This is a genomic window from Streptomyces sp. T028, assembly GCF_048159505.1.
In the GTDB taxonomy this organism is placed as follows: Bacteria; Actinomycetota; Actinomycetes; order Streptomycetales; family Streptomycetaceae; genus Streptomyces.
In genome coordinates this window covers 20,648-34,327 of record NZ_JBLRVZ010000010.1, presented here as the reverse complement: position 1 = coordinate 34,327, position 13,680 = coordinate 20,648, and the positions used below count along the sequence as shown (strand labels likewise).

Annotated in this window: 10 protein-coding genes and 2 pseudogenes; 3 read left to right on the top strand and 9 right to left on the bottom strand. The window is 72.7% G+C overall.

The features are described from left to right. Positions 1–114: 114 nt before the first annotated feature. The 4 genes and pseudogenes from ACLZN2_RS10575 to ACLZN2_RS10560 form a co-directional block, all read right to left on the bottom strand. Positions 115–858, bottom strand: coding sequence for a dienelactone hydrolase family protein (locus tag ACLZN2_RS10575; protein WP_416978116.1), 744 nt, complete (start codon positions 856–858; stop codon positions 115–117). Positions 859–1,030: 172 nt separating this feature from the next. Beyond that, the gene (gene recX / locus ACLZN2_RS10570; RefSeq protein WP_416978115.1) at positions 1,031–1,828 is read right to left on the bottom strand and encodes a recombination regulator RecX; all 798 of its coding nucleotides are present in this window, start codon (positions 1,826–1,828) and stop codon (positions 1,031–1,033) included. Positions 1,829–1,831: 3 nt separating this feature from the next. Continuing rightward, the gene (recA, locus tag ACLZN2_RS10565) at positions 1,832–2,959 is read right to left on the bottom strand and encodes a recombinase RecA (protein WP_416978114.1); all 1,128 of its coding nucleotides are present in this window, start codon (positions 2,957–2,959) and stop codon (positions 1,832–1,834) included. Positions 2,960–3,174: 215 nt separating this feature from the next. Then, a pseudogene (locus ACLZN2_RS10560) lies at positions 3,175–3,384 on the bottom strand (hypothetical protein); the annotation flags it as partial. 69 nt (positions 3,385–3,453) lie between these two features. Here ACLZN2_RS10560 and ACLZN2_RS10555 point away from each other — a divergent pair. After that, a pseudogene (locus ACLZN2_RS10555) lies at positions 3,454–3,972 on the top strand (hypothetical protein); the annotation flags it as partial. A 174-nt stretch (positions 3,973–4,146) separates the two neighbouring features. On the opposite strand, the gene ACLZN2_RS10550 reads toward ACLZN2_RS10555, so the two are convergent. Next, complete coding sequence (locus ACLZN2_RS10550; RefSeq protein ID WP_416978113.1) at positions 4,147–5,400, bottom strand: AI-2E family transporter; 1,254 nt, start codon at positions 5,398–5,400, stop codon at positions 4,147–4,149. Positions 5,401–5,460: 60 nt separating this feature from the next. Continuing rightward, a complete protein-coding gene (locus ACLZN2_RS10545; RefSeq protein WP_416978112.1) occupies positions 5,461–5,655 on the bottom strand; it encodes a DUF3046 domain-containing protein in 195 nt (64 codons plus the stop codon). 78 nt (positions 5,656–5,733) lie between these two features. On the opposite strand from ACLZN2_RS10545, the gene ACLZN2_RS10540 reads away from it, so the two are divergent. Further along, complete coding sequence (locus ACLZN2_RS10540) at positions 5,734–6,678, top strand: hypothetical protein (protein ID WP_416978111.1); 945 nt, start codon at positions 5,734–5,736, stop codon at positions 6,676–6,678. A gap of 57 nt (positions 6,679–6,735) precedes the next feature. On the opposite strand, the gene ACLZN2_RS10535 is transcribed toward ACLZN2_RS10540, so the two are convergent. From ACLZN2_RS10535 to ACLZN2_RS10525, 3 genes are read right to left on the bottom strand one after another with little or no spacing between them, the layout of a single operon-like run. Continuing rightward, on the bottom strand, positions 6,736–7,044 hold the full coding sequence (locus ACLZN2_RS10535) for an AzlD domain-containing protein (RefSeq protein WP_416978110.1): 309 nt from the start codon (positions 7,042–7,044) through the stop codon (positions 6,736–6,738). Beyond that, a complete protein-coding gene (locus ACLZN2_RS10530) occupies positions 7,044–7,775 on the bottom strand; it encodes an AzlC family ABC transporter permease (protein ID WP_416978109.1) in 732 nt (243 codons plus the stop codon). Before ACLZN2_RS10530 ends, ACLZN2_RS10535 begins: the two co-directional genes overlap by 1 nt. After that, a complete protein-coding gene (locus ACLZN2_RS10525) occupies positions 7,670–8,638 on the bottom strand; it encodes an AraC family transcriptional regulator (RefSeq protein ID WP_416978108.1) in 969 nt (322 codons plus the stop codon). Before ACLZN2_RS10525 ends, ACLZN2_RS10530 begins: the two co-directional genes overlap by 106 nt. A gap of 130 nt (positions 8,639–8,768) precedes the next feature. On the opposite strand from ACLZN2_RS10525, the gene ACLZN2_RS10520 reads away from it, so the two are divergent. Then, a complete protein-coding gene (locus ACLZN2_RS10520) occupies positions 8,769–13,658 on the top strand; it encodes an ATP-dependent helicase (RefSeq protein WP_416978107.1) in 4,890 nt (1,629 codons plus the stop codon). Positions 13,659–13,680: the final 22 nt, after the last annotated feature.

Below are 13,680 nucleotides of genomic sequence, written 5' to 3'. Positions count from 1 at the left end.
TTGGGAGCATGCGTACACCGTCGTCCGTGCACACACATGTGTGCACTGCGGTGGCCCGGTGTCCTCGGTGGGGGGCTGTCCCCACCCCCCCACCGAGGATGCGGGCCCTGGGTATCAGCTCAGATGCCGGGTGAAGAACCGCAGCGAGCTGTCCAGTTCAAACCCCGGGACGTCTCCGTGGTTGCCGGGGTTGGCGTGCAGGGACTTCTCCGCCGAGGCGAAGGCGTCGAACAGCGCCAGGGCGTCCGCCCGGGGAACCCGCTCGTCGTCCCACTGCACCAGGAACTCCACCGGGACGGTGATGCGCGCGGCAGCCTCGGCGGAGGTCTCCGCCCCGTTCAGTCCCAGCACCGCCGCGCGGACCCGGGGCTCGGCGGCGACGAACGGAACGCCGAGCCCGCAGCCCAGCGACAGTCCCCAGTAGCCCACCGCGCCGACGCCGACCTGGTCGAGTTCCTGGACCGCGTCCACGACCGCCCGCCATTCCGGGACGCTCTGGCCGGCGATGAGGGCGTGGACTTCGGCGAGCACCGGAGCCGCGTCCCCACCGGTCTGCACACGGTGGCGCAGCTCGCCGATGAGCCGGTCGTGTTCCTCGGTTCGGGGCCGGCCGCCGTGGGCGGGCGCGTCGACGGCCGCCACCGCGAAGCCGCCCTCGGCCGCGAAGCGACGGGCACGCGCCACGATGCCGGGGGCCTGCTTGTGCTGACCGCCGCCATGTCCCATCAGGATCAACGGGCGGGTATCGGCGGTGCCGTCCGGCGTCCACAGCACGCCGGGGATCTCACCGAAGGTGAAGGGGAGGGTGAAGAGCTGTCCGGTGACGCCGTCGGACGACGTCCGGGAGGTGAAGCGCATCTGCGTTTCAAGCCTTTCAGGGTGCCTTGTGCGGGCACTCCCAGCCCGTGCAAAAGAGGGAGCCCCGACCTGTCACAGCGTTGATCGGTCTCACCTCCTCGGTCCGCGGCGGCACATGGCGACGCAGAACGTACCACGACCGCTTCCCACCGAGCCGAGCGTTTTCACGGGCTCAGCCCCCGTCCTCCACGAGGAACTCCGTGTCCTCCCCCTCCTCCTCCAGTGCCTGCCGGACCACCCGCAGGGCCATGCCCTCGGAGTAGCCCTTGCGCGCGAGCATGCCCGCGAGACGGCGGGTCCGTCGGTCGCGGTCGAGTCCGCGGGTCGAGCGGAGCTTGCGGGCGACGAGGTCGCGCGCGGTCTCCTCCTCCCGCTCGGAGTCGAGCTGGGCGACGGCTTCGTCGATCAGCGCGGCGTCGACCCCCTTGGTCCGCAGCTCCTGCGCGAGCGCGCGCCGGGCCAGTCCGCGGCCGTGGTGCCGGGACTCCACCCAGGCGTCCGCGAAGGCACTGTCGTTGATCAGCCCGACCTCCTCGAACCGCGAGAGCACCTCCTCGGCCACGTCGTCCGGGATCTCCCGCTTGCGCAGGGCGTCGGCGAGCTGTTTCCGCGTGCGCGGGGTCCCGGTGAGCAGGCGCAGGCAGATCGCCCGCGCCCGCTCGGCCGGGTCCCCCGAAGACTCTCCCCCCTCGGCCCTCGACGAGGTGAAAGCGCCTCCGTCCTCGGCGGACGGTTCCCCGAAACCGCGGCGACGACGACCGCGCCCGCCACGCGGGCCGCCCTCGCCACCGCGTCCGGCCGCGCGGCCGCCACGGCGCGGGCCGTCACCCTGCGCGCCGTCGTCGCCGTACGGCAGGTCACCCGGCCGGTCGTCGCTACCTTGGGCGGGACCGCCGTGGTCCCCGCTCCCCGGCTCCCAGGGGGTGCCGGGGTGGGCGTCGTACTCGGCCCAGTCCGTTCGTCGTGTCACGGATCAGCTCTTGGCGGTCGCGGCCTTGGTCTTGGTGGCCTTGGCGGCGGGGGCCGGCACCGTCTTGGCGTCGTCAGCGGGTGTGCCCGGGGTGGCTGCGGCGTCCGCGCCCGGCTCCGCCGCGGGCTCCTTCGGGCGCACGCCGACGCCCAGCTTCTCCTTGATCTTCTTCTCGATCTCGTTGGCGAGATCGGGGTTGTCCTTCAGGAAGTTGCGGGCGTTCTCCTTGCCCTGGCCGAGCTGGTCGCCCTCGTACGTGTACCAGGCGCCGGCCTTGCGGACGAAGCCGTGTTCCACGCCCATGTCGATCAGGCCGCCCTCGCGGCTGATGCCCTGGCCGTAGAGGATGTCGAACTCGGCCTGCTTGAAGGGCGGCGCGACCTTGTTCTTGACGACCTTGCAGCGGGTGCGGTTGCCGACCGCCTCCGTGCCGTCCTTCAGGGTCTCGATGCGGCGGATGTCGATACGCACCGAGGCGTAGAACTTCAGCGCGCGGCCACCGGTCGTGGTCTCCGGGGAGCCGAACATCACGCCGATCTTCTCGCGGAGCTGGTTGATGAAGATCGCGGTGGTCTTGGACTGGTTGAGCGCGCTGGTGATCTTTCGCAGCGCCTGGCTCATCAGACGGGCCTGCAGACCGACGTGGCTGTCGCCCATCTCGCCCTCGATCTCCGCGCGCGGGACGAGCGCGGCGACGGAGTCGATGACGATGAGGTCGAGGGCGCCGGAGCGGACCAGCATGTCCACGATCTCCAGGGCCTGCTCGCCGTTGTCGGGCTGGGAGAGGATCAGGTTGTCGATGTCGACGCCGAGCTTGCGCGCGTACTCGGGGTCGAGGGCGTGCTCCGCGTCCACGAAGGCGACCTGGCCGCCGGCCTTCTGGGCGTTGGCCACGGCGTGCAGGGTCAGCGTGGTCTTGCCGGAGGACTCCGGTCCGTAGATCTCGACGACACGGCCGCGCGGCAGACCGCCGACGCCAAGGGCCACGTCGAGCGCGGTCGACCCGGTCGGGATGACCTCGATGGGCTCCCTCGACCGCTCGCCCATGCGCATGACCGCGCCCTTGCCGAATTGCCGTTCAATCTGTGCGAGTGCGGCATCCAGGGCCTTCTCGCGGTCGGTTCCTGCCATGGGTTCCACCCGGTTTGCTTGAGTCGATCGCTTCACGTCAAAGACGCTAACGCCTGCCACTGACAATGCGCCCCGACGCCGGTCCGGCCTGTGGATAACTCAGGGACTTCCTCGCCCAAACCAGGACGTAACCACCGTCGCAGGTCTCGCCGGAGCCTCCATAAGAATAGATGTTCGATTTTCGTGTCAAGCGCACCACGCGGCACACAACCTGCGATGCGGAGATACGCCGAGACCCTGACGATCGCGAGGAGCGTCACCCGGTAGGAGAGCCCGAAGGTCACCGGCTTGCGCCAGGAGACGGGGCCGGTCCACGGGCCGCCGTCGACGGCGAACACTCCGAGGTGGGCCAGGCCGGAGAGGACCAGCAGGAGGGCGGTCACCTCGTGGAGGCGGTACGGGAGGGGCGGGTTCTCATGGGCCATGCGCCGAGCTTCCCGGCCGTGCCGGGCGCCGCCATCGTCCGGTCGGAGACACCTGGAGTACGGCCGGGGGACCGCGTCGTGGAGGTCGGCGGCATCACGCTCCAGGCGTGGCGGCGAGTGCCCTCCCACCTGGACAAAGCCCTCCCACCTGGACATGGAGACGCCCTTCGACACGGCTGTGTCCATGACGCTCGCGGTCGGCGGCGGCGTACTGGTGGTGCTGCTCTCGGTGTTCGCCGTACTGTCCTTCAGGCACCGGCCGACCGGCCCGGCCGGGATGGCACTCGCCGTCCGCTCCGGCTTCGCCGTCCTCCTCGTCGCGCTCCCTCGGGGGTGGCGATGATCGCGCGCGGTGTCGTCCTCATCCGCACCGGCCACCAGGAGGCGGCGTACCGCTCGACCGCCTCCCTCAAGCCCCTGCACGGGGTGAGCCTGCACGCCGTCCTGGTGCTGCCCGTGCCGGCCTGGCTGCTGTCCCGCACACCCTGGAGCGCGACGGTACGTCGGCGGATCGTCGCCACGGCGGCCGCCTGTTACACGGTGGCGGTCGCCGGGGCCGGCACGTGGGCGGTCCTCACGTACCGCTGACGTGACCGCTGCCGGGCGGCTGACGGCATCGGGCCACTTCTTGCGGGCGCCCTGCCGGGTGGCGCCCCGGACGGCACCGCGCGGGCCTCGATTTCGCGCGCGTGGGTGGAGTTCCCGGATCCGGTGGACGAAGAGCTGGTCTTCCGGTGCGATCAATGCAGGTCGGGGCCGCTCTTACTGTCCGGCCGATCGGCTCCCCCGCTGCTGCTGCGCCCTCGCCCACAGGCTCCGTCCGCGGCTGAGCAGCCGCGGACCCTCGCCACGATCTCGGTGACCGTGGACACGGGGGTCGTCGGTGACGTCGTAGCGCTTCACGTACGCGCCCAGGAACGCCTGGAGGGTGGCGACGGCCGGGATGGCTATCAGGGCGCCTATCGCGCCGAGGAGGGCGGTGCCGGCGATGACCGAGCCGAAGGCGACCGCGGGATGGATGTCGACGGTCTTCGAGGTCAGCTTCGGCTGGAGCATGTAGTTCTCGAACTGCTGGTAGACCACGACGAAGATCAGCACCCACAGCGCGTACAGCGGCGAGACCGTGAAGGCGATCAGCATGGGCAGGGCGCCCGCGAGATAGGTGCCGATGGTGGGGATGAACTGCGAGACCACGCCCACCCACACGGCGAGCACGGGCGCGTACGGGATGCCGAGTGCCTCCAGCAGTACATAGTGCGCGAGCCCCGAGATCAGTGCCATCAGCCCGCGGGAGTACAGATACCCGCCGGTCTTGGCCACGGCGATCTCCCACGCGCGCAGCACCTCGGCCTGCTTGGCGGGCGGCAGGACGGAGCACAGTGCGCGACGCAGACGCGGTCCGTCGGCGGCGAAGTAGAACGAGAACAGGGCGATCGTCAGCAGCCGGAAGAGGCCGCCCAGGACCTGGGTGGAGACGTCCAGGACGCCGGCCGCGCTGTTCTGGGCGTACTTCCTCAGCCAGTCCGAGTGGAGGAGGCCCTCCTGGATGTCCACGCGTCGAAGATCGGTGTGGAACGTGGTGTTGACCCAGTTGATCACGGAGTCGAGGTACTCCGGGAAGCCCTCGATCATCTTGATGATCTGCCCCGCGAGCATCGAGCCGAGCAGCGTGAAGAAACCGGCGGCCATGATCAGCAGACCGAAGAAGACCAGGAAGGTGGCGAAACCCCTGCGTATCCCGCGGGCTGCCATCCGGCTGACCGCGGGCTCCACCGCGAGGGCCAGGAAGAACGCGATGAGCAGGTTGAGCAGCAGGCCGATGATCTGGTGGAAGGCCCAGGTGCCCAACTGGAACACACCGACGAGCGCGAGCGCGAGGACCATCGCGCGCGGGAGCCAGCGCGGCATGCGCTCGCCCGCGGCCACGGCGCCGTCGGCCGGGGGCCGGTTCGGCGGCGTCGTGCCGGACGGGGATGCGTGCCGGGCGGCCTGCCCGGTCTCGTCAGTGGATGCCACGGCACAAGTCTCGCCTACGCCACCGACATTCCGGGACCCCCGCGTGATCTTCCCTGTGGATCAGCGCAGTTCCTGCGGAACGTTCATCACCGCGCAGACCACGCGCCACACGTCCTTGGCCGCCCAGCCGTCCGCCAGCGCCTCGTGCACGGTGCGCCCGCCGAGTTCCGTCATCACGTGATCGCGCGCGAACGTCTCGGCGTACCCCGTACCGAAGTGCTCGTCCATCCGCTGCCAGAAGACCGTCAACCGCATGCCTCCAGTATCCCGCCCCCGGGGGTGGCCCCCGCCGGGACCGCCTGCCGAGACCGCTTTCCGCCCTACGGTCTGACCATGGCCGAAACCGGAGCATCCCCACTCCCCCCGACGCCCTCGGCGCGCTCCCCGCTCTTCCGCGCCGAGCACTTCGTCTGGCTCACCGCGCGCGTGCTGGAGCAGCGCCTCTTCGCGTACGACTTCCTGCACGGCGGCGCCGATCCCGTCGAGGCGGCGCTCGACGCCTACCGCAACGAGGACGGCGGGTACGGCCATGCGCTGGAACCCGACCTGCGGGGCCCCGTGAGCCAGCCGCTGCACACCGCGCACGCGCTGCGCGTCCTGGACTCCATCGGGCGCCTCGGCGGACAACGCGTCGAGCGGCTGTGCCGCTACCTCACCGCGGTCTCCACCGCCGACGGCGCCCTCCCCGCGATCGACCCCGCCCAGCGCGGCTACCCCACCGCCCCCTTCGTCCCGATCGTGGACAACCCGCCCAGCGAGCTGCTGGCCACCGGCCCGGTGGTGGGCCTGCTGCACCGCAACGACGTCTGGCACGCCTGGCTGTTCCGCGCCACGGACTTCTGCTGGCAGGCCGTGGACTCCATGGAGCGGTCCCACCCGTACGAGATCGAGGCCGCCGTCGCCTTCCTCGACTCCGCCGCAGACCGCCCGCGCGCGGAGGCGGCCGCCGACCGTCTGGGCCGCCTGGTGCGTACCCAGCGCCTCGCGGTGCTGGACCCGGACCACCTGGACGCGTACCCCGTCGCGCCCGGCTACGCCCCCGGCGAGCACCACTTCCCGCACGACTTCGCGCGTACCCCGCGCTCCCTCGCGCGCGCGTGGTTCACCGACGACGAGATGGCACGCTCCCTGGACTTCCTCGCGGGCGAGCAGCAGGAGGACGGCGGCTGGCCGATCCGATGGCGCCACTGGGCCCCCGCCCCGGCCCTGGAGGCGCGCCCCATGGTCACGATCGAGGCCCTGCGCACCCTGCGGGCCCACGGCCGGTCGATCGGCTGAGCACCTGGGCCCCACGTCTGCGGCAAGATCCGCCGGACAGGCTGCGGGGTCCCACCGTCACCCTCCGAGGGCCCGCACCCCCGCCGTGACCACCACGGCCGCCGCGACGACGAGCAGGAAGGGCGCCCGCAGCACCAACGCCACGGCGGCCGCGGCAAGCCCCGCGGCCCGTGCGTCGAGAACGAGCACGTGCCCGTCGGCGAAGGTCTGCTGGGCCGTGAGAGCGGCCAGCAGGGCCACCGGCAGCAGGGCGGCGAGCCTCCGCACGAGAGGCCGTTCCAGAACCCCCGCGGGCACGAGCAGCCCGGCGAGCTTGACGGCGTAGCACCCCACAGCGGTGGCGATGATCGCGACCCAGACACCCATCACGCACGCCCCTTGTCACGCCGTCGCCCCTGGACGTACAGCACGCCGGGCGCTGCGAGCGCGGCCACCAGCACCGGCACACCGGCCGGCACCACGGGCAACAGTCCGAGCCCCAACAGAACGGCGAGTCCGGCCACGGCCCGCTCGGTACCGGTCCGCAGCATGGGCGCGAGCAGCGCCAGGAAGACGGCGGGCCCGGCCGCGTCCAGCCCCCACGCGTCCGTGTCCCCGATCGCCTCGGCCCCCAGGGCGCCCAGCAGCGTCGTGAGATTCCACAGCACGTACAGGCTCACCCCGGTGACGGCGAAGCCGATCCGCGCCGCGCGCCGCCCGGACTGGGCCAGCGAGACGGCGGACGTCTCGTCGATCACCCACTGCGCGGCGAACGGGCGCACCGCGCGCGGGAGGGCGAGCACCTGGGACAGCCGCAGGCCGTAGAACGCGTTGCGTACGCCCAGGAAGAACGCGCCCGCGGCCGCTGTGAGCGGATTGCCTCCCGCAGCCAGCGCCCCGACGAGCGCGAACTGGGAGGCACCGGTGAACACCAGGAGGCTCAGCGCACAGGTCTGCCACACGGTGAGCCCGCTGCCCGCCGAGGTCACTCCGAAGGCGAACCCGGACAGTCCTACGGCGACACCGACGCCCAGTCCGTCCCGGACGACGGCGGAGTCCGGTTTTCCGGCTCCGTCGGCGTGTATGTCCGTGTCTGAGACCGCTGTCTGTTCTGCCATGTGTCGGACGGTAGGAGCAGCCGGCCCCGCGCGTCTTGTACGTTCTTGCGCTCCCGCTGGTACGCCCCCGGCGGCACGCCCACGATCCGGGCGAAATGGCGGTTGAGATGCGGCTGATCGGTGAACCCCACGGCCAGCGCCGCCTCGGCGGGCGTCGTCCCGCCGTCCAGCAGCCGCCGGGCACGCCGCACCCGGGCATCGGTGAGCCAGGCATGGGGCGGCATCCCGAACGCGTCCCGGAAGGCACGCAACAGCGCGAAGGGGCTGGTCCCGAGCTCCCGCGCCAGCCGCTCCAGCGTCGGCGGATCGGCCATCCGTTCCTCCAGCACCCCACGCGCGCGTGCGGCGATCCGCGCCCCGGCCGTCCGCACCTCCCGCTGCGGCAGAGGCCCGCCGTTGAGCCGCAGCAACCGCGTCACGGCAACCCGCAGCAACGTGTCGGCGGCGAGCGCGTTGCCTTCGTCGGTGGCCCGGAGCACCTGGTGCACCAGCCCGGCGGAATAGGCGTCCTCGAGCACGGGACTCACGAATCCAGGCACGCCCCGCAGGCTCGTCGTCTCGCTCGCGATCTCCGCCACCAGTTCGGGCAGCGGGTAGACGGCGCCGTACCGCCATCCCTCCGGAACCCCGGCCCGCCCGGTGTGCGGAGTGTCGGGATTGACCAGCGCGAGCGCACCGGTGCCCACGTACACATCGGACCCTTGATGCCGGAAGACCTCGGCGCCCTCGGCCACGGCAGCGATCACGAAGTGCTCATGGGTGTGCCGCACGAACGTCTTCCGCACGTACGCGGCTCGCAGCAGATCGACGCCGGGCAACTCCGCGTACTGCCAGTGCCGAGCCGACTCACGTGAACGTGCCATGCCCCCATTCTCCGCCCCCCACCCCTTCGCCTCCGCCCACGGCCGGCCGCCCTGGGCCGCCCACACCCCGGCCCCCGCCCCATAGCCGCAGGTCAGACCGATTGTCAGTGCCCGGGTGCAGGATGGACGCATGGTCAGCTCCGCACACCGAGCCCTCGACGGCTTCTCCCCCGCGACCCGCGGCTGGTTCACGGGGGCGTTCTCCGCGCCCACCGCGGCCCAGGCAGGCGCGTGGCAGGCCATCGCCGCGGGCTCGGACGTCCTGGTGGTGGCCCCGACCGGTTCCGGCAAGACCCTCGCCGCCTTCCTCGCCGCTCTCGACCAGCTCACCTCGACTCCCCCGCCGGCCGACCCCAGGAAGCGCTGCCGGGTGCTCTACGTCTCCCCCCTCAAGGCCCTCGCGGTGGACGTCGAGCGCAACCTCCGCAGCCCCCTGACCGGCATCCGCCAGGAGTCCGTCCGGCTGGGCCTGCCCGAACCCGAGATCAAGGTGGGCATCCGTTCCGGCGACACGCCGCCCGCCGAGCGCCGCGCGCTGACCACCCGCCCGCCGGACATCCTGATCACCACCCCAGAGTCCCTGTTCCTGATGCTGACGTCGGCCACCCGCGACGCGCTGACGGGCATCGAAACGGTCATCCTCGACGAGGTCCACGCGGTCGCCGGCACCAAGCGCGGTGCGCACCTGGCCCTGTCCCTGGAGCGCCTGGACGAACTCCTCCCGAAGCCGGCCCGCCGCATCGGCCTCTCCGCCACCGTCCGCCCGGTGGACGAGGTCGCCCGCTACCTCTCCCCCCACCGCAAGGTGGAGATCGTCCAGCCGAAGTCGGGCAAGGAGTTCGACCTCTCGGTGGTGGTCCCGGTGGAGGACCTGGGCGAACTGGGCGGCTCCCCGGTGTCCGACGGCTCCGAGGGAGCCGAACGCCCGTCGATCTGGCCGCACGTGGAGGAGCGGATCACGGACCTGATCCAGGCCCACCACTCCACGATCGTCTTCGCGAACTCCCGCCGACTGGCCGAGCGCCTGTGCAACCGCCTCAACGAGATCGCGTACGAACGCGCCACGGGCCTGCCGCTGGACGAGCACCATGCCCCCGCTGAGCTGATGGGCGGCTCGGGAGCCGCCCAGGGCGCCCCGCCCGTCATCGCCCGCGCCCACCACGGCTCGGTGTCCAAGGAACAGCGCGCCCTGGTCGAGGAGGACCTCAAGGCGGGCCGGCTCCCCGCGGTGGTCGCCACCTCCAGCCTGGAGCTGGGCATCGACATGGGCGCCGTGGACCTGGTGGTCCAGGTCGAGTCGCCGCCCTCGGTGGCCTCCGGCCTCCAGCGCGTAGGGCGCGCGGGACACCAGGTGGGAGCCGTCTCCACAGGCGTGGTCTTCCCCAAGTACCGCGGCGACCTGGTCCAGGCGGCCGTGGTCACCGAACGCATGCGCACAGGCTCGATCGAGTCCCTCAAGGTCCCCGCCAACCCTCTGGACGTCCTGGCGCAACAGCTGGTCGCGATGACGGCCCTGGACACGTGGCAGGTGGACGACCTGCTGACCACGGTCCGCCGGGCCGCCCCCTTCGCGTCCCTGCCGGAGTCCGCGTTCACGGCCACCCTGGACATGCTCGCGGGCCGCTACCCCTCCGACGCGTTCGCCGAGCTGCGCCCGCGCGTGGTGTGGGACCGAGTCGCCGGCACGGTCACGGGCCGCCCGGGCGCCCAGCGCCTCGCCGTCACCTCCGGCGGCACGATCCCGGACCGCGGCCTGTTCGGGGTCTTCCTCGCGGGCGCCGACCCCAAGAAAGGCGGCGGCCGGGTCGGCGAGCTCGACGAGGAGATGGTCTACGAGTCGCGCGTGGGCGATGTCTTCACCCTCGGCACCAGCTCCTGGCGCATCGAGGACATCACCCGCGACCGGGTCCTGGTCTCCCCTGCCCCCGGCGTCCCGGGCCGCCTCCCGTTCTGGAAGGGCGACCAGCTGGGCCGCCCCCTGGAGCTGGGCCGCGCGGTGGGCGCGTTCCTGCGCGAGGTCGGCTCCCTGCCCAAGGACGACGCGCGGCTGCGCCTGCTCACCGCGGGCCTGGACGCGTGGGCGGCCGACAACGTCCTCGCCTACCTGGACGAACAGCGCAAGGCCTGCGGCCATGTCCCCGACGACCGCACGATCGTCGTGGAGCGCTTCCGCGACGAGCTCGGCGACTGGCGGGTCGTCGTCCACTCCCCGTTCGGCGCCCAGGTCCACGCCCCGTGGGCGCTGGCACTCGGCGCGAAGCTCTCCGAGCGGTACGGCATGGACGCCCAGGTCATGCACGCCGACGACGGGATCGTGCTGCGTCTGCCGGACGCCGACCTCATGGGCCTGGACCTGCTCGACCAGGAGCCGAGGAAGGCCGGGACGGAGTACGACGCGGAGCAGGCGCCGGTCGGTGCGGCGGACGTCGTCTTCGACAAGGGCGAGGTCGACCAGATCGTCACCGACCAGGTCGGCGGCTCCGCCCTGTTCGCGTCCCGGTTCCGCGAGTGTGCCGCCCGCGCGCTGCTGCTGCCCCGCCGCAACCCCGGCAAGCGCACCCCGCTGTGGCAGCAGCGCCAGCGCGCCGCGCAACTGCTGCAGGTGGCGAGCGAGTTCGGCTCGTTCCCGATCGTCCTGGAGGCCGTCCGCGAGTGCCTCCAGGACGTCTTCGACGTCCCCGGCCTGGCCGAGCTGATGGGCGACCTGGAGTCCCGCAGGGTCCGCCTGGTCGAGGTCACCACCCCCGAGCCCTCTCCGTTCGCCCGCTCACTCCTGTTCGGGTACGTGGCCCAGTTCCTGTACGAGGGCGACTCACCGCTCGCCGAGCGCCGCGCCGCCGCCCTCTCCCTGGACTCACGGCTGCTGGCCGAGCTGCTCGGCCAGGCGGAACTGCGCGAACTGCTCGACGCCGCGGTCCTCACCGAGCTGGAACAGGAACTCCAGTGGCTCAGCGAGGACCGCCGCGCCAAGGACCCGGAAGGCGTCGCCGACCTCCTGCGTCTCCTCGGTCCGCTCACCGACGCCGAACTGGCCCGGCGCGGCGCCGAACCGCACTGGGCGCGGGAACTGGCCTCGGCGCGCCGCGCCATCCGTGTCCGTATCGCCGGCGCCGACCACTGGGCGGCCGTCGAGGACGCGGGCCGGCTGCGCGACGCGCTCGGCACTGCGCTCCCGGTCGGCGTCCCGGAGGCCTTCACCGAACCGGTGAAGGACCCCCTCGGCGACCTCCTCGCCCGCTTCGCCCGTACCCACGGCCCGTTCACCTCGGCCACCGCGGCCGCCCGCTTCGGCCTCGGCGTCGCGGTCACCGAGGGCGCTCTGCTGCGGCTCACGGCGGGCGGGCGCGTCGTCCAGGGGGAGTTCCATCCGGCGGGCATCGGCCAGGAGTGGTGCGACGCGACCGTCCTGCGCCGGCTGCGCCGCCGCTCCCTGGCCGCTTTGCGGCACGAACTCGAACCGGTCCCGCCACCGGCGCTCGCCCAGTTCCTGCCCCAGTGGCAGCACATCGGCATGGGCCACTCCCTGCGCGGGATCGACGGCCTGGTGCGTGCGGTGGAGCAGCTCCAGGGAGCCTCCGTACCGGCCTCGGCCTTGGAGAAGCTCGTGCTGCCCTCCCGAGTGAGGGACTACACCCCCGCCATGCTCGACGAGCTCACATCCGCCGGTGAGGTCGTCTGGGCGGGCGCGGGCGCGCTCCCCGGCAAGGACGGCTGGGTCTCCCTGTACGTGGCGGACGCCGCCCCGCTGCTGCTGCCCCCGCCCCACCCACTGGAGCCGACGGCACTGCACCAGTCCGTCCTGGACGCCCTGTCGGGGGGCTACGGCCTGTTCTTCCGCCAGATCGCCGACCAGGTCCGTGCCACCACCCACCCCGACGCCACGGACCCCCAACTCGCCGACGCCGTCTGGGACCTGGCCTGGTCCGGCCGGCTCACCAACGACACACTGGCGCCGATGCGCTCCCTGCTGGGCTCGGGCCGCACGGCCGGATCCACCGCCCACCGCGCCAAGCGCGCGATCCCCCGGGGCCGCTACGGCTCCCTGACGGCCGCCGCCCGCCCCGCCTCCCGCAGCGGCCCGCCGACCGTCGCCGGCCGCTGGTCCCTCCTCCCGGCCCAGGAGCCCGACCCCACCGTCCGGGCCCACGCCCTGGCCCGCGCGCTCCTGGACCGGCACGGCGTGGTGACCCGGGGCGCGGTCGCGGCCGAGGGCGTCGAGGGCGGGTTCTCGGCGACGTACCGCATCCTGTCCGCCTTCGAGGAGAGCGGCCAGGCCCGGCGCGGGTACGTCGTGGAGGGCCTCGGCGCGGCGCAGTTCGCGATGGACGGCGCCGTGGACCGACTGCGCGCGGTGTCCAACGCACGCGACCGGGGCGAGCCCCTGCCGGGCTCGGACACCGCTCGGCCGACGCCCCCGGGCGGCTTCCCCGGCCCGTTCCCCAGCCCCTTCCCCGACGCGTCCACCGACGGCCTCACCGATGCCTTCCTGTCCGACGAGGTCCACTGGGACCCTTCGGACTCCGACGCGTACGCCTCCCCGCACGACTTCAGCGCCCCGGGCGCGGGCGGCCCCGCCCACCGCCCCAGCCGTACGACGCCCCGCTCCCGCGGCTCCTCCCCCGCCTCCCACTCGGTCGTCCTCGCCGCCGCCGACCCGGCGAACGCATACGGCGCCGCCCTGGCCTGGCCGGAGCCGCCGACGGGTGCCGGGCACAAGCCGGGGCGCAAGGCGGGCTCCCTGGTGGTGCTCGTCGAGGGCGAACTGACGCTCTACATGGAGCGTGGCGGCAAGACCCTGCTGGCCTGGCCCTCCGCCCCGGACACCGAGGGCGCCCCCACCGACGACCCCCGTCTGCGGGCCGCGGCGGAGACCCTCGCCTCGGCCGCCCGCGCGGGCTCCCTCGGCACGGTCACGGTCGAACGGATCAACGGGAACTCGGCCCTGACGTCCCCCATAGGCGTCCTCCTGGAAGGAGCGGGCTTCGTCGCGACCCCCCGGGGCCTGCGACTGCGCGCATGACAACCAGCCCGACCAGCCCAGC

Bases quoted from the DNA above. Each gene is read 5' to 3' on its own strand.
- ACLZN2_RS10575 (WP_416978116.1), bottom strand. From the start codon at position 858: ATGCGCTTCACCTCCCGGACGTCGTCCGACGGCGTCACCGGACAGCTC.
- recA (WP_416978114.1), bottom strand. From the start codon at position 2,959: ATGGCAGGAACCGACCGCGAGAAGGCCCTGGATGCCGCACTCGCACAG.
- ACLZN2_RS10545 (WP_416978112.1), bottom strand. From the start codon at position 5,655: ATGCGGTTGACGGTCTTCTGGCAGCGGATGGACGAGCACTTCGGTACG.
- ACLZN2_RS10540 (WP_416978111.1), top strand. From the start codon at position 5,734: ATGGCCGAAACCGGAGCATCCCCACTCCCCCCGACGCCCTCGGCGCGC.
- ACLZN2_RS10535 (WP_416978110.1), bottom strand. From the start codon at position 7,044: ATGGGTGTCTGGGTCGCGATCATCGCCACCGCTGTGGGGTGCTACGCC.
- ACLZN2_RS10530 (WP_416978109.1), bottom strand. From the start codon at position 7,775: ATGGCAGAACAGACAGCGGTCTCAGACACGGACATACACGCCGACGGA.
- ACLZN2_RS10525 (WP_416978108.1), bottom strand. From the start codon at position 8,638: ATGGCACGTTCACGTGAGTCGGCTCGGCACTGGCAGTACGCGGAGTTG.
- ACLZN2_RS10520 (WP_416978107.1), top strand. From the start codon at position 8,769: ATGGTCAGCTCCGCACACCGAGCCCTCGACGGCTTCTCCCCCGCGACC.